Here is an 18,938-nt window from a genome sequence, read left to right as displayed (position 1 = left end):
GTCACACGTCCTCCTGGTCCTGATTGCGGTTGAGGCGATAGCTGAGTTGCGCGCGCGTGAGCCCGAGCAGGCGCGCGGCGGCCGACAGGTTGCCCTTCGCGCGCTCGACGGCTTCATGCAGCAGCGCCCGTTCGAGCCCTTCGAGGCCGCCGCCTTGCAACTGGTCGAGCAGGCTCGCGCAGTCGATCGTCATCGCGGACGGCGGCCGGATCTGCCCCGCATGGTCGACCGTGGCGCCGCCGGGCGAACCGACGCCGGGGAACAGGTCCTTCGCGTCGACTGGACGGTTCGGGCGCGACAGGATCACCGCGCGCTCGATCAGGTTCTCGAGCTCGCGCACGTTGCCAGGCCAGCGGTAGCCGCGCAGCGCGTCGTACGCGTAGTCGGTCAGCGTCGGCGCCGGCTTGCCGTGCAGCGACGCGAAGCGCGCGAGCATCGCGTCGGCGAGCAGCGCGATGTCGTCCTGACGCTCGCGCAGCGGCGGGATCAGCACCGGGTAGACGTTGATACGGTAGTAGAGATCGGCGCGGAAGCTGCCGTCGCGCACCGCCTGTTCGAGATCGCGGTTGGTCGCCGCGACCACGCGCACGTCGACCTTCCGGCTTTGCGTCGCGCCGAGCCGTTCGACCTCGCCTTCCTGGAGCACGCGCAACAGTTTGGCCTGCACGTCGAGCGGCAGCTCGCCGATCTCGTCGAGGAACAGCGTGCCGCCGTCCGCGCGTTCGAAGCGCCCGGCACGCGCGGCCTGCGAGCCGGTAAACGCGCCTTTCTCCGCGCCGAACAGTTCGGATTCGATCAGCGCATGCGGGATCGCCGCGCAGTTGATCGCGACGAACGGCTTCGCGGCACGCGGGCTGAGGCTGTGCAGCGCCCGCGCGAAGCGCTCCTTGCCGACGCCCGTTTCGCCGGTCAGCAGCACGGCGACCTTGGTCGGCGCGGCCGTTTCGAGCAGCCCGTAGGCCGCGCGGAAGGCTTCGGAGCGGCCGACGAGCCGGGTCCGGTCGTCGTCGGGCGCGATCTCGAGGCGCAGCGATTCGACTTCGGTCTGCAGGTCGCGGATCGTATTGATCAGCGAGTCGGGCTTGAACCACGACGAGATTTCTTCCGCATCGGGCCAGTCCTCGGCCGGCTTGCCGACGATCGTGCAATGCGAGTCGTGCATGCCGACGCAGGCCGTCTCCTTGAACAGGATCTGGCGGCCAAAGAACGCGCTCGTATAGCCGGTCGCATAGCCGATCAGCATCCAGCACACGGGTTCGGACTGCGGGCCGAACGTGCGGCGGTGCACGTCGGCCTCCCACGAATGTTCCCAACGGTATTCGAAGTGGAACGCGCCCGTCACCGGATCGGCGTCGAAGCGCACCGGCGTGACCTGCACCGCGCCTTCGAGCATGTGCAGTTGCGGGCCGACATGGAAGATGTCGAACAGCGAGGCGCCGCTGCGGATCTCGCGCGCGAGCGCCGCGTCGCGCTCGCCGGCCGCGAAGCCCACGCGCGTGAGGAAGCGCCGCGTCTGCGCCGGCCCGACGCTTTCCATCAGTTCCCGGCGCAGCGTGGCCAGCGCGCCGGCATGCAGCAGCACCATCCGCTGGCCGGCGAGCCAGATGCGGCCGTCGCTCGCTGAAAAGTGAATCAGCTTGCGCAGGTCGGTGTCCGGCGGCAAAGGGGGCAGGCTGGACCGCGTCATGTCGTCTCCGTCGAATATCTCGTGATTTTCTGGAATTCAGCTGCCGGCTGCGCCGCCGGACGGCGATTTGCTCATTTGATCAAATGCATCTTGCCCGGTTGCTCAAATGATGAAAAGGCGCCAATGGATCGGGGTTTGGTGCGGCGATCCGGAGCAGGTTTCCATTCTGGTTAACCGGCATTGTGCTTCGCGAATACGAATTTTGTTTCAGGGCTTTCCCTGAATTATCGAGATTTTTTGCGGGGACGGACGAAGGTGGCATGGATGCTGCATTGAAGTGCGGCATGGAGGCGACACCGATCATGAATCAAACGACAACCGATCAACCCCCGTTCGATCCGGGCTGCAAGTACGTCCGGGTGACCGGCACCAACAGCCGCGGCTTCGTCGAATTCGAGCTTTCGATCGGCGGCGCACCGGAGCTCGCCGTCGAGCTGACGTTGCCTCCTGCCGCGTTCGACGCGTTCTGCGTGGAGCAGCGCGTGACGCGGCTGGACCAAGCGAACCCATGACCTTGAGGAGCAAGAAGTGACCATCGAGCTGAAGACTGTCGACATCAAGCCGCTGCGGCACACCTTCGCGCACGTGGCGCGGCATATCGGCGGCGACAAGACGGCGACACGCTACCAGGAAGGGATGATGGGCGCGCAGCCCCAGGCGAACTTCCATTACCGCCCGACCTGGGACCCCGATCACGAGATCTTCGACGCGTCGCGCACCGCGATCCGCATGGAGAACTGGTATGCGCTGAAGGATCCGCGCCAGTTCTACTACGCATCGTGGGCGACCGCTCGGGCGCGCCAGCAGGACACGATGGAGTCGAACTTCGAGTTCGTCGAGTCGCGCCGGATGATCGACCTGATGCCCGACGAGGTTGCCGCGCACGCACTCGAGATCCTGGTGCCGCTGCGCCATGCGGCATGGGGCGCGAACATGAACAACGCGCAGATCTGCGCGCTCGGCTACGGCACCGTATTCACCGCGGCCGCGATGTTCCATGCGATGGACAACCTGGGCGTCGCGCAATACCTGACGCGTCTCGCGCTGTCGATGTCCGGGCCCGATGCGCTCGACGCGGCAAAGGCCGCATGGGAGACCGACGCCGCGTGGCAGCCGCTGCGCCGCTATGTCGAGGACACCTTCGTCGTCGCCGACCCGGTCGAGCTGTTTATCGCGCAGAACCTCGCGCTCGACGGCCTGCTGTATCCGCTCGTCTATGACCGTTTCGTCGATGAACGGATCGCGCTCGCCGGCGGCTCGGCCGTCGCGATGCTGACCGCGTTCATGCCCGAATGGCACACGGAATCGAACCGCTGGGTCGATGCGGTCGTGAAGACGATGGCGGCCGAATCGGACGACAACCGCGCGTTGCTCGCGCGCTGGACGCGCGACTGGTCGGCGCGTGCACACGACGCGCTGGCGCCGCTGGCCGGGCGCGCACTGCGTGACGCCGGCGCCGCGGCGCTCGACGAAGCGGGCGAGCAGTTCCGCGCCCGCGTCGGCAAACTCGGCATCGCGCTCTGAGCCGACGCCCCTCCCTTATTCGAGGAAACCCGCATGTCAAACGTATTCATCGCCTTTCAGGCCAATGAGGAGTCCAGACCAATCGTCGAGGCGATCGTGGCGGACAACCCGAACGCGGTGGTCGTCGAATCGCCCGGCATGGTGAAGATCGATTCGCCGGACCGCTTGACGATCCGCCGCGACACGATCGAGGAACTCACCGGCACGTGCTTCGACCTGCAGCAGATCCAGGTGAACCTGATCACGCTGTCGGGCCACATCGACGAGGACGACGACGAGTTCACGCTGAGCTGGTCGCACTGAAACGAACATCGCGCCACGCGCGCCGACAACACCGGAGACACGAATGGACACGCCAACGCTCAAGAAAAAGCTCGGCCTGAAAGAACGCTACGCGGCGATGACGCGCGGCCTCGGCTGGGAGACCACCTACCAGCCGATGGACAAGGTCTTTCCGTACGACCGCTACGAGGGCATCAAGATTCACGACTGGGACAAGTGGGTCGACCCGTTCCGCCTGACGATGGACGCGTACTGGAAATACCAGGGCGAGAAGGAAAAGAAGCTGTACGCGGTGATCGACGCGTTCACGCAGAACAACGCGTTTCTCGGCGTGACCGACGCGCGCTACATCAACGCGCTGAAGCTGTTCATCCAGGGCGTGACGCCGCTCGAATACCTCGCGCATCGCGGCTTCGCGCACGTGGGCCGGCACTTCACGGGCGAGGGCGCGCGCATCGCGTGCCAGATGCAGTCGATCGACGAGCTGCGGCACTACCAGACCGAAACGCACGCGATGTCGACCTACAACAAGTTCTTCAACGGCTTCCATCACTCGAACCACTGGTTCGATCGCGTGTGGTACCTGTCGGTGCCGAAGTCGTTCTTCGAGGATGCGTATTCGGCCGGACCGTTCGAGTTCCTGACCGCGGTCAGCTTCTCGTTCGAGTACGTGCTGACGAACCTGCTGTTCGTGCCGTTCATGTCGGGTGCCGCGTACAACGGCGACATGTCGACCGTGACGTTCGGCTTCTCCGCGCAGTCGGACGAGTCGCGCCACATGACGCTCGGCATCGAGTGCATCAAGTTCATGCTCGAACAGGACCCGGGCAACGTGCCGATCGTGCAGCGCTGGATCGACAAATGGTTCTGGCGCGGCTACCGGCTGCTCACGCTCGTCGCGATGATGATGGACTACATGCAGCCCAAGCGCGTGATGAGCTGGCGCGAATCGTGGGAGATGTACGCGGAGCAGAACGGCGGCGCGCTGTTCAAGGATCTCGCGCGCTACGGCATTCGCGAGCCGAAGGGCTGGCAGGACGCGTGCGAAGGCAAGGACCACATCAGCCACCAGGCGTGGTCGACGTTCTACGGGTTCAACGCGGCTTCCGCCTTCCACACGTGGGTGCCGACCGAAGACGAGATGGCGTGGCTGTCCGCGAAGTATCCGGATTCGTTCGACCGTTACTACCGGCCGCGCTTCGACTACTGGGGCGAGCAGGCGAAGGCGGACAACCGCTTCTACATGAAGACGCTGCCGATGCTGTGCCAGACCTGCCAGATTCCAATGCTGTTCTCCGAGCCCGGCAACCCCCGAAAGATTGGCGCGCGCGAGTCGGACTACCTCGGCAACAAGTTCCATTTCTGCAGCGACCACTGCAAGGAAATCTTCGATCACGAGCCGCAGAAATACGTGCAGGCGTGGCTGCCCGTGCATCAGATCTATCAGGGGAACTGTTTCCCGCCTGATGCGGATCCGGCTGCCGAAGGCTTCGATCCGCTCGCCGCGGTGCTCGACTACTACGAGTTGGGCATGGGCCGCGACAACCTCGATTTCGAAGGCTCGGAAGACCAGAAGAACTTCGCGGCATGGCGCGGCCAGGCCACGAGCAACTGATCCATACGCAATCAATACGCAACCTCGAACGAGACCGGCGCACGCGCGGAAACACGCACGCGCGAACGCCGGCCGACAGGAGACAAGCATGGCCGTTATCGCGCTCAAACCCTACGACTTCCCGATCAAGGACGCGGTCGGGAAGTTTCCGGCGCCGCTCTTGTACGTGTGCTGGGAAGACCATCTGATGTTCCCGGCGCCGTTCTGCCTGCCGCTGCCGCCGGACTTGCCGTTCGGCGCGCTCGCCAGCGATGTGCTGCCGTCCGTCTACGGCTACCACCCGGACTTCGCGAAGATCGACTGGGACCGCGTCGAGTGGTTCCGCTCCGGCGAGCCGTGGACGCCGGACGCGGCGCAGAGCCTGGCCGGCAACGGCCTCGGGCACAAGGACCTGATCAGCTTCCGCACGCCGGGCCTCGACGGCCTCGGCGGCGCGAGTTTCTGATCGTCACGTGGACGGGCGAACCATCATGAGCCACCAACTTACCATCGAGCCGCTGGGCGTCACGATCGAGGTCGAGGAAGGGCAGACGATGCTCGACGCGGCGCTGCGCCAGGGCATCTATATTCCGCATGCGTGCTGTCACGGGCTGTGCGGGACCTGCAAGGTCGCCGTGCTCGACGGCGAGACCGATCTCGGCGACGCGAACCCGTTCGCGCTGATGGACTTCGAGCGCGAGGAAGGCAAGGCGCTCGCGTGCTGCGCGACGCTGCAGGCCGACACCGTGATCGAGGCCGACGTCGACGAGGATCCGGACGCGGAGATCATCCCGGTCAAGGATTTCGCGGCCGACGTTACGCACATCGAACAATTGACGCCGACCATCAAGTCGATCCGGCTGAAGCTCTCGCAGCCGATCCATTTCCAGGCGGGCCAGTACGTGCAGCTCGAGATTCCCGGCCTCGGGCAGAGCCGCGCGTTTTCGATTGCGAATTCGCCGGCCGATGTCGCGGCGACCGGCGAGATCGAACTGAACGTGCGGCAAGTCCCAGGCGGGCTCGGCACCGGCTATCTGCACGAGCAGCTTGCGACTGGCGAGCGCGTGCGCCTCTCGGGTCCGTATGGCCGCTTCTTCGTGCGCCGTTCGGCGGCTCTGCCGATGATCTTCATGGCCGGCGGCTCGGGCCTGTCGAGCCCGCGCTCGATGATCGCGGACCTGCTCGCCGCCGGCGTGACTGCGCCGATCACGCTGGTCTACGGGCAGCGCAACGCGAAAGAGCTCTATTACCACGACGAATTCCGCGCGCTCGCCGAACATTACCCGAACTTCACCTATGTGCCCGCGCTGTCCGAAGGCGCATCGGGCGAGGGCGTCGCGCAAGGGTTCGTGCACGACGTCGCGAAGGCGCACTTCGACGGCGACTTCTCGGGCCACCAGGCCTACCTGTGCGGGCCGCCCGCGATGATCGACGCGTGCATCACCGCGCTAATGCAGGGCCGCCTGTTCGAGCGCGACATCTATCACGAGAAGTTCATCTCGGCGGCCGACGCGCAGCAGACGCGCAGCCCGCTGTTCCGCCGGGTGTGACATGGACGCGAGCCGCGTATGCGGGACGGTCACGATCGCGCAGACCGACGAGCGCTATGCGTGCGCGAGCGGCGAGTCGCTGCTGGCCGGGATGGCAAGGCTCGGGCGGCGCGGCATTCCGGTCGGCTGCCTGAACGGCGGCTGCGGCATGTGCAAGGTGCGCGTGCTGCGCGGCGCGGTGCGCAAGCTCGGGCCGATCAGCCGCGCACACGTGAGCGCCGATGAGGAGAGCGAAGGTTATGCGCTCGCGTGCCGCGTGGCGCCGGACGGCGACGTCGAGCTGGAAGTGGCCGGCCGGCTGAAGAAGCCTTTCTTTTGCGGCTCGGCCTGTGCCGGGGCGCCGGTTCTTAAAAAGTAATCTGGAGGAGACTCACCATGGGTGTGATGCGTATTGGTCATGTCAATCTGAAGGTGATGGACATGGAAGCGGCGTTGCGGCATTACCTGCGCGTGCTCGGCATGCAGGAAACGATGCGCGACGCGGCCGGCAACGTCTACCTGAAATGCTGGGACGAATGGGACAAGTATTCGCTGATCCTCTCGCCGTCCGACCAGGCGGGGCTCAAGCATGCCGCGTACAAGGTCGAGCATGACGCGGACCTCGACGCGCTCAGGCAGCGTATCGAGGCCTACGGGATCGCGACCGAGATGCTGCCCGAAGGCGCGCTGCCGGGCGTGGGCCGCCAGTTGCGCTTCCTGCTGCCGAGCGGGCACGAGCTGCGCCTGTTCGCGAAGAAGGAACTGGTCGGCACCGCGGTGGGCTCGCTGAATCCCGATCCGTGGCCCGACGACATTCCGGGCTCGGCCGTGCACTGGCTCGATCACTGCCTGCTGATGTGCGAGCTGAATCCGGAGGCGGCCGTGAACCGCGTCGAGGAGAACACGCGCTTCATGGCCGAGTGCCTCGATTTCCACCTCGCCGAGCAGGTGATGGTCGGCCCCGGCAACACGATCCAGGCCGCGACGTGGATGTTCCGCAGCACGACGCCGCACGACATTGCGTTTGTCGGCGGCCCGCGCAACGGGCTGCATCACATCGCGTTCTTCCTCGACGACTGGGCCGACGTGCTGAAGTCGGCCGACGTGATGGCGAAGAACAAGGTGAAGATCGACGTCGCGCCGACGCGCCACGGCATCACGCGCGGCACCACCATCTACTTCTTCGATCCGAGCGGCAACCGCAACGAGACCTTTGCGGGGCTCGGCTATCTCGCGCAGCCCGATCGCCCGGTCACGACGTGGACCGAGGACCAGCTCGGGCGCGGAATCTTCTTCCACTCCGGTGAACTGAACGAAGCGTTCACGACCGTCTATACCTGACCCCCCGCACAGGAGCGCAGCGTCATGGCTCGCAATGATTCGACCCACAGCGTGGGCACGCGCGTGATCGACTGGCCCGCCGCGTCGCGCGCCGCGCAGGCGGCGGCGCAGGCCGCCGAGCGGCTCGGCGTGCGCGTGAACGTCGCCGTCGTCGATGCGGGCGGCTTGCTGGCGGCATTCGTGCGGATGCCCGGCGCGCCGCTGCATTCGATCGACATCGCGATCGACAAGGCGTACACGGCCGCGAGCTTCGGCTTGCCGACCGGTGCGTGGCACGACGCGCTGGCCACACATTCGGAGGCCGTGCGCCAGGGGCTCGTGCTGCGCGCGCGCTTCGTTGCGTTCGGCGGCGGGCTGCCAGTCGTCGAGGACGGCGTGCTGATCGGCGGCATCGGCGTGTCGGGCGGCAGCGAGGCGCAGGACGAGCAATGCGCGCACGCGGGTCTCGAAGCAGCCGGCTTTGGCGGTCCGTGAGGCGCGGCACACGGAACGCGAACGCCTCACGAACTCAACGGATCACGGATTCACGACTCTCGGCAGACACATCATGTACGACACAGAATCGAAAGCCGCGACACGCGGCCCCGCCGGCGGGCAGCCGGAACCGCGGCTCGTCCGCAACTTCATCGACGGCGACTATCGCGCGGGCGAGCGCTGGTTCGACAAGCGCTCGCCGCTCGATAACGCATTGATCGCGCGCGTGGCCGAAGCGAGCCGCGCCGATGTCGACGCGGCCGTGCAGGCGGCGCGCGCGGCGCTGGCGGGGCCGTGGGGCGGCCTCACCGTCGCGCAGCGCGTCGAGATCCTGTACGCGGTCGCCGACGGCATCACGCGCCGCTTCGACGACTTCCTCGAAGCCGAGGTGGCCGACACCGGCAAGCCGGTAAGCCTCGCGAGCCATATCGACATCCCGCGCGGCGCCGCGAACTTCAAGGTGTTCGCCGACGTCGTGAAGAACGTGCCCGGCGAAACCTTCGAAATGGCGACGCCGGACGGCGCGGGCGCGCTCAATTACGCGATCCGGCGGCCGGTCGGCGTGGTCGGCGTGATCTGCCCGTGGAACCTGCCGCTGCTGCTGATGACGTGGAAGGTCGGGCCCGCGCTCGCGTGCGGCAACACGGTGGTCGTCAAGCCGTCCGAAGAAACGCCGCAGACGGCCGCGCTGCTCGGCGAGGTGATGAACGCGGCGGGCGTGCCGCGCGGCGTCTACAACGTCGTGCACGGCTTCGGGCCCGGTTCGGCCGGCGAATTCCTGACGACGCATCCGGGCGTGAACGCGATCACATTCACCGGCGAGACGCGCACGGGCGCGGCGATCATGAAGGCCGCGGCCGACGGCGCGCGGCCCGTGAGCCTCGAGATGGGCGGCAAGAATGCGGCGATCGTGTTCGCCGATTGCGATTTCGACGCGGCCGTCGAAGGCACGCTGCGCTCGTGCTTCGCGAACGCGGGGCAGGTCTGCCTCGGCACCGAGCGCGTCTATGTCGAGCGTCCGCTGTTCGAGCGTTTCGTCGCCGCGCTGAAGGCCGGCGCCGAGCAGTTGCAGCCGGGCCGGCCGGAAGCGGAGACGACCGGCATCGGGCCGCTCATCAGCCAGGAACATCGCGACAAGGTGCTGTCGTATTACCGCAAGGCCGTCGAACTCGGCGCGACGGTCGTGACGGGCGGCGGCATACCCCACATGCCGGACGACCTGCGCGACGGCGCGTGGGTGCAGCCGACCCTCTGGACCGGCCTCGGCGACGATTCTCCAATCGCACGCGACGAGATCTTCGGGCCGTGCGCGCTCGTGATGCCGTTCGACACCGAAGCCGAGGTGATCGGCCGCGCGAATGCGAATGCGTACGGGCTGTCGACCGCGATCTGGACGAGCAACCTGTCGCGCGCGCATCGCGTCGCGGCGTCGATCGACGTCGGCATCGCGTGGGTCAACTCGTGGTTCCTGCGCGACCTGCGCACTGCATTCGGCGGCGCGAAGCAATCGGGCATCGGCCGCGAGGGCGGCGTGCATTCGCTCGAGTTCTACACGGAACTGCGCAACGTCTGCATCAAGCTCTGATCCCATTTTTTTCGACCGGACGATTCATATGGACTCCACATTGATCACCGCACTGGGCGACCGGCTGTACGACGCGATGACGTCGCGCACGCCCATCGCGCCGCTGAGCTCGCAGCACGAGGACCTGTCGGTCGACGACGCCTACCGGATCCAGCAGCGCTTCGTGCAGCGCCGACTCGATGCGGGCGAGACCGTCATCGGCAAGAAGATCGGCGTGACGTCGAAGGCCGTGATGGACATGCTCGGCGTGTACCAGCCCGACTTCGGCTACCTGCTCTCGGGGATGGTGTACGGCGAAGGCGAGTGCATCGCGCTCGACACGCTGATCCAGCCGAAGGCCGAAGGCGAGATCGCGTTCGTGCTCAAGCGCGATTTGCTCGGCCCCGGCGTGACGAATGCGATGGTGCTGGCCGCGACCGAATGCGTGATGCCGTGCTTCGAGATCGTCGATTCGCGCATCCGCGACTGGAAGATCCGCATCGGCGACACCGTGGCGGACAACGCGTCGTGTGGCGTGTTCGTGCTCGGCGACAAGGCAGTGAGCACGCGCAGCGTCGATCTCGCGACCTGCGGGATGGTGTTCGAGAAGAACGGCGACGTGATCGGCACCGGCGCGGGCGCGGCCGCGCTCGGCTCGCCGGTGAACGCCGTCGCCTGGCTCGCCAATACGCTCGGCCGCCTCGGCATTGCGCTGAAGGCCGGCGAAGTGATCCTGTCCGGCGCGCTCGCTGCCATGGCGCCGGTCGGACCTGGCGACAACTTCCGCGTGTCGATCGGCGGGATCGGCGCGTGTTCGGTGCGCTTCGCGTGAGCGGCGCCGTTCTCAACCATTTATTGAATAACAAGGACTTCCCCATGACCCGGAAAATCCGTTGCGCGCTGATCGGCCCCGGCAATATCGGCACCGATCTGCTCGCCAAGCTCATGCGCAGCCCCGTGCTCGAACCCGTGTGGATGGTCGGCATCGATCCCGACTCCGACGGCCTCAAACGCGCGCGCGAACTCGGCCTGAAGACCACCGCGGAGGGTGTCGACGGCCTCGTGCCGCACGTGCTCGCCGACGGCGTGCAGATCGCGTTCGACGCGACGAGCGCCTACGTGCACGCGGAAAACAGCCGCAAGCTCAACGCGCTCGGCGTGCTGATGATCGACCTGACGCCGGCCGCGGTCGGCCCGTACTGCGTGCCGCCCGTGAATCTGAAGGACCACATCGGCTCCGGCGAGATGAACGTGAACATGGTCACGTGCGGCGGCCAGGCGACGATTCCGATGGTGCGCGCGATCTCGCGCGTGCAGCCGGTTGCGTACGGCGAGATCGTCGCGACCGTGTCGTCGCGCTCGGTTGGCCCCGGCACGCGCAAGAACATCGACGAATTCACGCGCACCACGGCTGCGGCCGTCGCGCGGGTGGGTGGCGCGAAGGAGGGCAAGGCGATCATCGTGATCAACCCGGCCGAGCCGCCGCTGATCATGCGCGACACCGTGCACTGCCTGACCGAGGACACGCCCGACGAGGCGCGCATCGTCGAATCGGTGCACGCGATGATCGCCGACGTGCAGCGCTATGTGCCGGGCTACCGGCTCGTCAACGGGCCGGTGTTCGACGGCAAGCGCGTATCGGTCTATCTCGAGGTCGAAGGTCTCGGCGACTACCTGCCGAAATACGCGGGCAACCTCGACATCATGACGGCCGCCGCCGCGCGCACCGCCGAGATGTTCGCCGAGGAGATGCTCGCGGGCCGTCTCGCGCTCGCGCCGGCCGTGCCGGTGGCTCCGGAAGCGGCGTGATGCGGGCCATGGCGCACCCGCGCATTTCGAACGAACCGACGAACAAGGAACGGCAATGAATCTCAAAGGCAAGCGAATCACCGTCCACGACATGACGCTGCGTGACGGCATGCACCCGAAGCGTCACCAGATGACGCTCGACCAGATGCGCTCGATCGCGAGCGGGCTCGACGCGGCCGGCGTGCCGCTGATCGAGGTCACGCACGGCGACGGCCTCGGCGGCTCGTCGGTCAACTACGGTTTTCCCGCGCACACCGACGCCGAATATCTCGGCGCCGTGATCCCGCTGCTCAAGCGCGCGAAGGTGTCGGCGCTGCTGCTGCCCGGCATCGGCACCGTTGATCACCTGAAGGAGGCGCACGCGCTCGGCGTGCACACGATCCGCGTGGCGACGCACTGCACCGAGGCCGACGTCTCCGAACAGCACATCGCAATGGCGCGCAAGCTCGACATGGATACCGTCGGCTTCCTGATGATGAGTCACATGAACAGCCCGGAAGGACTCGTGAAGCAGGCGAAGCTGATGGAGTCGTACGGCGCGAACTGCATCTACATCACCGATTCAGCTGGCTACATGCTGCCCGACGACGTGAATGCGCGGCTGGGCGCGGTGCGCGACGCGTTGCAGCCCGAGACCGAGCTGGGCTTTCACGGTCACCACAACCTCGCGATGGGCGTCGCGAACTCGATCGCTGCGATCGAGGCCGGCGCGAACCGGATCGACGGTGCGTCGGCCGGGCTCGGCGCCGGCGCGGGCAACACGCCGCTCGAAGTATTTGTTGCGGTATGCGAACGAATGGGCATCGAGACCGGCGTCGACGTATGGAAGATCCAGGACGTCGCCGAGGATCTCGTCGTCCCGATGATGGATTTCCCGATCCGCATCGATCGCGACGCGCTGACGCTCGGCTATGCGGGTGTGTACGGTTCGTTCCTGCTGTTCGCGAAGCGTGCGGGCGACAAGTACGGGATTCCCGCGCGCGACATCCTCGTCGAGCTGGGCCGGCGCGGCATGGTCGGCGGCCAGGAGGACATGATCGAAGACACCGCGCTGACGCTCGCGAAGGCGCGCGTGGCGCAGGCGAAGCGGGAGGCCGCATGAACCTCTCGACCGATATCGTCGAATCGCTGGCCGCGCATCTCGACGACTGCATGCGCGAAGCGCGCGACACGACGAAGATCACCGACCGTCATCCGGAGATGGACTGGGACGACGCGTATGCGGTGCAGGATGCGATCCGCCGCCGGCAGCTCGGGCGCGGCGCGCGGATCGTCGGCTACAAGGCCGGTTTGACCTCCCACGCGAAGATGCGGCAGATGGGTGTCGACACGCCAGTGTTCGGATTCCTCACTGATCTCTACGACTTGCCAGAAGGCGGCGAGTGCGATACGTCCGCGCTGATCCATCCGAAGGTGGAGCCGGAGATCGCGTTCGTCACGAAGGCGGAGCTGAAGGGGCCGGGCTGCCATATCGGCGCGGTGCTGGCCGCGACCGACTTCGTGGTGGCCGGCATCGAAGTGATCGACAGCCGCTACCGCGACTTCAAGTTCGACCTGAAGAGCGTGGTGGCCGACAACACCTCGGCCGCGCGCTTCGTCGCGGGCGGCCGACCGCTCGCGGTGGACGGCGTGGATCTGCGCACGCTCGGCGTCGTGCTCGAGAAGAACGGGCAGCCGGTCGCGTTCGGCGCGGGCGCGGCCGTGCTCGGGCATCCGGCCGCCGCGATCGCGATGCTCGCGAACCATCTCGGCGCGCGCGGCGAATCGATTCCCGCGGGCAGCCTGATCCTCTCGGGCGGCATCACCGAGGCGGTGGCCGTCGCGGCCGGCGACAGCGTGACGCTGCGCGTGCAGGACATCGGCTCGATCGGCCTGCGCTTCGTCTGAACGAAAACAAGGAGACCATCATGCCGGTAGCCCATCTCTACATCCTCGAAGGCCGCGACGACGACAGGAAGGAACGCCTGATCGCCGAGGTTACTGAGGCCATTCATCGCTCGCTCGATGCGCCGGTCGAATCGGTGCGCGTGATCATCACCGAGATGCCAAAGGGGCATTTCGGGATCGGCGGGCAGAGCGCAAAAAAGCGCGGGCGCTGATGCGCGCCGCGTCCGACAATCGACTGGGGAACGTCATGTCAAGCAATCCTGAATTTGGGCGCCGGATCGTCGCCGGCGGCATCGACACGAACTATCACGACGTCGGCGACGGACCGCCCGTGCTGCTGATCCATGGATCGGGGCCGGGTGTCACGGCCTGGGCGAACTGGCGCCTCACGATGCCCGCGCTCGCACAGCAGTTCCGCGTGATCGCGCCGGACATGGCGGGATTCGGCGAGACCGAGCGCACGGCCGGATATCAGTATTCGATGGACAACTGGGTCGACCATGCGCTCGGCCTGCTCGATGCGCTCGGCGTCGAGCGCGCGCACGTGATCGGCAATTCGTTCGGCGGCGCACTGGCGCTCGCGCTCGCGATTCGCGCTCCGCAACGCGTCGGCCGACTCGTGCTGATGGGCGCGGCGGGCACGCGCTTCACGCTGACCGAAGGGCTCGATGCGGTGTGGGGCTATACGCCGTCGATCGCGAATATGCGCGCGCTGCTCGACGTGTTCGCATACGACCGCACGCTCGTGAACGACGAGCTCGCGAAGCTGCGTTACGAAGCTAGCGTGCGGCCCGGCTACCAGGAGGCGTTCGCGAACATGTTTCCGGCGCCGCGGCAGCGCTGGGTCGATGCGCTCGCGAGCGACGAAGCGAAGCTGCGCGCACTGACGCACGACACGCTGATCGTGCACGGGCGCGAGGACCGCGTCATTCCGCTCGCGAGTTCAATGAGGTTGCTCGAACTGCTGCCCAATGCGCAACTGCACGTGTTCGGCCGGTGCGGGCACTGGACGCAGATCGAGCACGCGGCGCGTTTCAACCGTCTCGTCGCCGACCATTTCACCGAGTAGCGCAGCGGCGGGGCGCATTGCCGTTACGCATCGGATGCCACGGTGCGCGGCGGCAGCGTGGAAAGGCCAGCCTGAATCAACATAAGAAAGACATTCAGTAGAACCAATCATGGAGACATCGATGAAACGTAAGGCGGCATTCGGATTGATCTCGCTCGCGGCGTGCGTGGGCATCACGTTGAGCACCGGCGCGTCGGCGACGGAGGGCGGCAGCGATACGATCGGCGAGGGCGCCGAGGCGTTCTTCGCGGGCGCGCTGCCGCCGGCCGGACTGTATGGCCTGCTGTACTACACGCATTACCATGCGTCGCGCTTCAACGATTCGCATGGCAACAGCTCGGTACCGGGTTTCGGGCTCGACGCGGACGCGCTGATTCCGCGCGTCGTCTGGATGTCGAACTTGTCGGTGCTCGGCGGACGCTACGGCGCGTATGCGGTGCTGCCGATGGAGCATCTCGCGCTGGACGCAGGCGGCGCATCGTTCGACCGCACCAACCTCGGCGACCTGATCGTGAGCCCTGCGCTGATCGCGTGGGGCTCGGGTGCGCTGCGAACGGTGGCCGCGATCGAGTTCGTGTTTCCGACCGGCCAGTACGACGTGCATGCGACCTTGAACACGGGCAAGAACTACTACACCGCGCGGCCGGTGTTCGGCGTGTCCTGGTTGCCGAACGACAAGGTCGAGGTGTCCGCGAAGTTCACATACAGCTTCAATTCGCCGAACGACGACACGCATTACCACTCGGGAAATCTGTTCCACTTTGACTACTCGGCGAGTTATGCGATGACGCCGAAGGCGCGCGTCGGGCTATCGGGCTACTTCATCGAGCAGACGACCGACGACATGCAGAATGGGCAGCCTGTCAACGGCGACGGTTTTCGCGGCCAGACGTTCGCGATCGGGCCGGGGTTTCGCTATCAGTTCAGCAAGATCAGCGTGGAGGCGCGCGTCGTGAAGGAGTTTTTCGTGCGCAACCGGCCGGCCGGAGAGGCCGTGTGGGCGAAGGCGGTCATCCCGTTCTGACTCGAAGTGACGCCAGGCAGCGGTCTTGTCGCGTGCATGCGCCTGGCGCTTCGTCTGATTGGGCCGCCTGGGTGCAGCGAGTGAACCATGCCGTTCACGAAATCGATCTCGCCTGATCGATTGCGGCGGTCATCATAAAGTGCCTTGGAAATAGCGGGCCATTTTCTATACTTCGCAACGTGAGCAGTATCGAAGTGATATTCATCGCGTCGCACGCGGCGTCAACCCGGACACGGCTTCGCGAAGGCCGCCCATCTTCCCCCGCGCGACAGCAGCACCTTGTACCCAGGTGTACGGGCTCGGTGCGTTCGTCATGCATCAAACGTCTACTATCGTCTTCACATCGATTGATGGATCGCCCTGCGGCGGCTGGCGCATGAGACTACGACGTCGAAGCGCCGGCATGCCTCGACCGAACTGAAAGCGGAGATCAGTGATGAATGCAACTGCAAAGAACGGCGCGCCGCCCGACCAGCCACTTGTCGACACCACGCCATACGGATATGGGCCCGACGATTCGATCAGCGATGTCAGCGAAAACGCGGCCATCACGCATCACACGTTGAAGCTCGACGGGAAGTCGATTGCCTATACGGCACGAGCGGGTCATCTCGTCACGACCGACAGCTACAGCTCGCGGCCAGGCGCCAAACTGTTCTACGTGGCGTTCACCGCCGACGATGCGACGCCGTCTTCGAGACCCGTTACCTTTTTCTATAACGGCGGTCCCGGCTCTTCGTCGGTTTTCCTGCTGCTCGGTTCATTCGGACCGCGGCGCATCAAGACGAGCATGCCGAACTTTACGCCCCCCGCGCCCTATGAACTCGAAGACAACGCGGATAGTCTGCTGGATCAGACGGACCTTGTGTTTATCGACCCGGTCGGCACCGGTTACTCGACCGCGGTCGAGCCTCGCACCAATAAGGACTTCTGGGGCGTGGACGAGGACGCCGGCTGCATCAAGCAGTTCGTCAAGCGTTATCTGACCGTGTTCAACCGCTGGAATTCTCCCAAGTATCTGTTTGGCGAATCTTATGGAACGCCGCGCACCTGTGTGCTCACGTGGCTGTTGCACGAGGACGGTGTCGATCTGAACGGCGTGGTCCTGCAGTCTTCGATTCTCGATTATTCGCAGACGGGCAACCCGATCGGCATCCTCCCGACTTTCGCGGCCGACGCGTGGTTCCACAAGAAAGTCTCGTTGTCTCCGGTGCCCCCCGATTTGCCCAAGTTCATGGACGAGGTATGCGTGTTCGCGAGCGGTCCGTATGCGAATGCAATCAATGCGTTTCCCGACGTCGACGAAGGCGTGCTGCAGCATCTGAGCGACATACTGGGCATCCCGCCCATGGTCCTCAAATACTGGCAGCTCGATCCTTCCATGGGAAACGGCTCGGCTTTCCTGACGAGCCTGTTGCTCGATGCCGGGCTGGCCGTGGGCGCCTACGATGGCCGCGTGACGGGAGTCGACACGGGCATTGCCGAATTCGTCGCGCCGGACTCGGGCAGTAACGATCCCACGATGGCCGCCGTCGATGGCGTGTATACGGCCATGTGGAATATGTACCTCAACGACGAATTGCAATACACGTCGATATCGCCCTTCATGGACCTGAACGACCTGGCCTTCGAGAATTGGGACTTCGGCCATATCGACCCGACGGGTGCGCAGAAGGGGGGAGCGGGGACGCTGTACACGGCAGGCGATCTTGCTGCCGCCATGTCCGTCAATCCCTACCTGAGGGTGTTTTCGGCCAACGGGTATTACGATGCCGTGACGCCGTTCTTCCAGACATTCATCACTTTCCAGACCATGCCCCTGGGCAGCGAGCAGATCGAACATAACCTGTCGGTCCACAACTATCCCTCGGGGCATATGGTCTATCTCGACAACGCATCGAGAACCGCGATGAAGACCGACCTCTCGTCTTTCTTCGGAGAGGCGCAAGCCCATGTCGCCGCCATCAGGGCCGCGATTCAGCCGGAGCAGACGGCTGCCGAAGGCGTTGCACGATATCGCAGGCGATTGAATCGCACTCCGTATTAAGGCGCCGCATCGGGATGGGGGAGGCCTCAAGGCCAAAACCTGCTGGCTGCGGTTCAGGCGGCGTTGGGATAGACGGTCTTGCGCGCGCGGAGCGATGATGAATCCGGCGTCGCGGTTTCACCTCGCTGGCGCGGTTTTAGACGGCGCATGCACGAGGCATCATGGTGCGTTGTCGCTGAGCAGCGCCACCAGCCGCTTGATGTCGGCACGGTCCGACTTTGCGCCCGAAACGAAAGCGCAGTAGGGATGCCCGAGTCGAAGCGACGTCGACGACAAGGCAATCAAACGACCCGCCTCCAGGTCCGCTCGCGCCATGACTCTTTGCCCGAGCGCCACGCCCAGCCCCAACTTCGCCGACGCAATCGCCAGGCTGGAAAGCCCGACACGGCGCCCGCGTGAAGGATCGGGATGGGTGCGGGTGCCGGACTGCTCGAACCAGTCGCTCCACGTGGGATGAGACGCATAATTCGGCCCCCAGTTGGTGTGGATAAACAGGCTCTCGTGAAGCTGCGCGAGGTCGAATTCATTGTTGCCATGCTTGTACCAGAAGTCCGGCGCGCAAACCGGCAGAACCTCGTCGTGAACCAGCGGGATAGCGGCAAGTGTGGGGTAGTGATAGTCGCCGTAGCTGATCCGGAGATCGATATCCTGGCGCACCACGTCGACAGGATCGTCCTCCACGCGAACATCGATCGCCATCTGCGGGAAAAGCTGGAGCAGCTCGGCAAGCCTGGGCGCGAGCCATGTTTCCGCGAGAGATATCGGTACGCTGACCACGAGTCGCATGCGCATCTCGCCCTCCAGAATACGCACGGTCATGGCGGCGATATCATTCAACGCGCGCGCGGTCTGCGGGTAAATCGCGAGACCGGCATCGGTTAGCGTGATGCGATTGCCGGTTCGCACGAAGAGCTGCTTGCCCAAATAGTCCTCGAGATTTCGAACCTGTTGACTCACGGCTGCTGCCGACACGCCGAGTTCAGTTGCCGCCAAAGCGAACGCACCCATTCGCGCTGCCACCTCGAACGCCTTGACCGCATTCAGCGGGGGAAGTCTCGACATCTCGCGTCTCAAGCAAAAGTTTTTCTATCGCTAGACTAACAATTT

At 65.4% G+C, this 18,938-nt stretch carries 20 protein-coding genes; 18 read left to right on the top strand and 2 right to left on the bottom strand.

Going from position 1 to position 18,938, the window contains the following annotated elements; genetic code table 11:
- Position 1: 1 nt before the first annotated feature.
- Positions 2 to 1,687: a sigma 54-interacting transcriptional regulator gene (locus U5775_RS21490; RefSeq protein ID WP_322060103.1), complete on the bottom strand. Its 1,686-nt coding sequence runs from the start codon at positions 1,685 to 1,687 to the stop codon at positions 2 to 4.
- Positions 1,688 to 1,947: 260 nt separating this feature from the next.
- Between U5775_RS21490 and U5775_RS21485 the strand changes: the two genes are divergently transcribed.
- The 18 genes from U5775_RS21485 (at position 1,948) to U5775_RS21400 (ending at position 17,831) form a co-directional block, all read left to right on the top strand.
- Positions 1,948 to 2,199 carry a phenol hydroxylase subunit gene (locus U5775_RS21485; RefSeq protein ID WP_415913625.1) on the top strand — a complete coding sequence of 84 codons (252 nt, stop codon included), beginning with the start codon at positions 1,948 to 1,950 and terminating at the stop codon, positions 2,197 to 2,199.
- 16 nt (positions 2,200 to 2,215) lie between these two features.
- Positions 2,216 to 3,211 carry a phenol hydroxylase gene (locus U5775_RS21480; protein WP_322060102.1) on the top strand — a complete coding sequence of 332 codons (996 nt, stop codon included), beginning with the start codon at positions 2,216 to 2,218 and terminating at the stop codon, positions 3,209 to 3,211.
- 33 nt (positions 3,212 to 3,244) lie between these two features.
- Positions 3,245 to 3,514 carry an MmoB/DmpM family protein gene (locus tag U5775_RS21475; RefSeq protein WP_322060101.1) on the top strand — a complete coding sequence of 90 codons (270 nt, stop codon included), beginning with the start codon at positions 3,245 to 3,247 and terminating at the stop codon, positions 3,512 to 3,514.
- A gap of 43 nt (positions 3,515 to 3,557) precedes the next feature.
- On the top strand, positions 3,558 to 5,108 hold the full coding sequence (locus tag U5775_RS21470; protein ID WP_322060100.1) for an aromatic/alkene/methane monooxygenase hydroxylase/oxygenase subunit alpha: 1,551 nt from the start codon (positions 3,558 to 3,560) through the stop codon (positions 5,106 to 5,108).
- A gap of 88 nt (positions 5,109 to 5,196) precedes the next feature.
- Positions 5,197 to 5,553 (top strand): phenol hydroxylase subunit P4, encoded by a 357-nt coding sequence (locus U5775_RS21465; RefSeq protein WP_322060099.1) that lies wholly within the window; start codon positions 5,197 to 5,199, stop codon positions 5,551 to 5,553.
- 25 nt (positions 5,554 to 5,578) lie between these two features.
- Complete coding sequence (locus U5775_RS21460) at positions 5,579 to 6,637, top strand: 2Fe-2S iron-sulfur cluster binding domain-containing protein (protein WP_322060098.1); 1,059 nt, start codon at positions 5,579 to 5,581, stop codon at positions 6,635 to 6,637.
- 1 nt (position 6,638) lies between these two features.
- Positions 6,639 to 6,995, top strand: coding sequence for a 2Fe-2S iron-sulfur cluster-binding protein (locus tag U5775_RS21455; protein WP_322060097.1), 357 nt, complete (start codon positions 6,639 to 6,641; stop codon positions 6,993 to 6,995).
- A gap of 17 nt (positions 6,996 to 7,012) precedes the next feature.
- Positions 7,013 to 7,957 carry a catechol 2,3-dioxygenase gene (locus U5775_RS21450; protein ID WP_322060096.1) on the top strand — a complete coding sequence of 315 codons (945 nt, stop codon included), beginning with the start codon at positions 7,013 to 7,015 and terminating at the stop codon, positions 7,955 to 7,957.
- A gap of 24 nt (positions 7,958 to 7,981) precedes the next feature.
- The gene (locus U5775_RS21445) at positions 7,982 to 8,431 is read left to right on the top strand and encodes a heme-binding protein (RefSeq protein ID WP_322060095.1); all 450 of its coding nucleotides are present in this window, start codon (positions 7,982 to 7,984) and stop codon (positions 8,429 to 8,431) included.
- A gap of 73 nt (positions 8,432 to 8,504) precedes the next feature.
- Entirely contained in the window at positions 8,505 to 10,016 is a 1,512-nt protein-coding gene (locus U5775_RS21440) for a 2-hydroxymuconic semialdehyde dehydrogenase (protein WP_322060094.1), read from the top strand.
- 28 nt (positions 10,017 to 10,044) lie between these two features.
- The gene (dmpE, locus tag U5775_RS21435) at positions 10,045 to 10,827 is read left to right on the top strand and encodes a 2-oxopent-4-enoate hydratase (protein ID WP_322060093.1); all 783 of its coding nucleotides are present in this window, start codon (positions 10,045 to 10,047) and stop codon (positions 10,825 to 10,827) included.
- A gap of 44 nt (positions 10,828 to 10,871) precedes the next feature.
- Complete coding sequence (locus U5775_RS21430; protein ID WP_322060092.1) at positions 10,872 to 11,804, top strand: acetaldehyde dehydrogenase (acetylating); 933 nt, start codon at positions 10,872 to 10,874, stop codon at positions 11,802 to 11,804.
- 55 nt (positions 11,805 to 11,859) lie between these two features.
- On the top strand, positions 11,860 to 12,906 hold the full coding sequence (dmpG, locus tag U5775_RS21425) for a 4-hydroxy-2-oxovalerate aldolase (protein WP_322060091.1): 1,047 nt from the start codon (positions 11,860 to 11,862) through the stop codon (positions 12,904 to 12,906).
- Positions 12,903 to 13,691, top strand: coding sequence for a 2-oxo-3-hexenedioate decarboxylase (dmpH, locus tag U5775_RS21420; RefSeq protein WP_322060090.1), 789 nt, complete (start codon positions 12,903 to 12,905; stop codon positions 13,689 to 13,691). Before dmpG ends, dmpH begins: the two co-directional genes overlap by 4 nt.
- A gap of 20 nt (positions 13,692 to 13,711) precedes the next feature.
- Positions 13,712 to 13,903 (top strand): 2-hydroxymuconate tautomerase, encoded by a 192-nt coding sequence (locus U5775_RS21415; protein WP_322060089.1) that lies wholly within the window; start codon positions 13,712 to 13,714, stop codon positions 13,901 to 13,903.
- 35 nt (positions 13,904 to 13,938) lie between these two features.
- Positions 13,939 to 14,760: an alpha/beta fold hydrolase gene (locus U5775_RS21410; RefSeq protein ID WP_322060088.1), complete on the top strand. Its 822-nt coding sequence runs from the start codon at positions 13,939 to 13,941 to the stop codon at positions 14,758 to 14,760.
- A gap of 121 nt (positions 14,761 to 14,881) precedes the next feature.
- Positions 14,882 to 15,784, top strand: a complete 903-nt coding sequence (locus U5775_RS21405; RefSeq protein ID WP_322060087.1) for a transporter — start codon at positions 14,882 to 14,884, stop codon at positions 15,782 to 15,784.
- A 436-nt stretch (positions 15,785 to 16,220) separates the two neighbouring features.
- Complete coding sequence (locus U5775_RS21400; RefSeq protein WP_322060086.1) at positions 16,221 to 17,831, top strand: S10 family serine carboxypeptidase-like protein; 1,611 nt, start codon at positions 16,221 to 16,223, stop codon at positions 17,829 to 17,831.
- Positions 17,832 to 17,990: 159 nt separating this feature from the next.
- Here U5775_RS21400 and U5775_RS21395 read toward each other — a convergent pair whose 3' ends face one another.
- Positions 17,991 to 18,893 carry a LysR substrate-binding domain-containing protein gene (locus U5775_RS21395; RefSeq protein ID WP_322060085.1) on the bottom strand — a complete coding sequence of 301 codons (903 nt, stop codon included), beginning with the start codon at positions 18,891 to 18,893 and terminating at the stop codon, positions 17,991 to 17,993.
- Positions 18,894 to 18,938: the final 45 nt, after the last annotated feature.

Source organism: Paraburkholderia sp. J63 (genome assembly GCF_905220245.1).
Lineage (GTDB): Bacteria > Pseudomonadota > Gammaproteobacteria > Burkholderiales > Burkholderiaceae > Paraburkholderia.
This window is presented reverse-complemented; position numbering and strand designations above follow the sequence as displayed.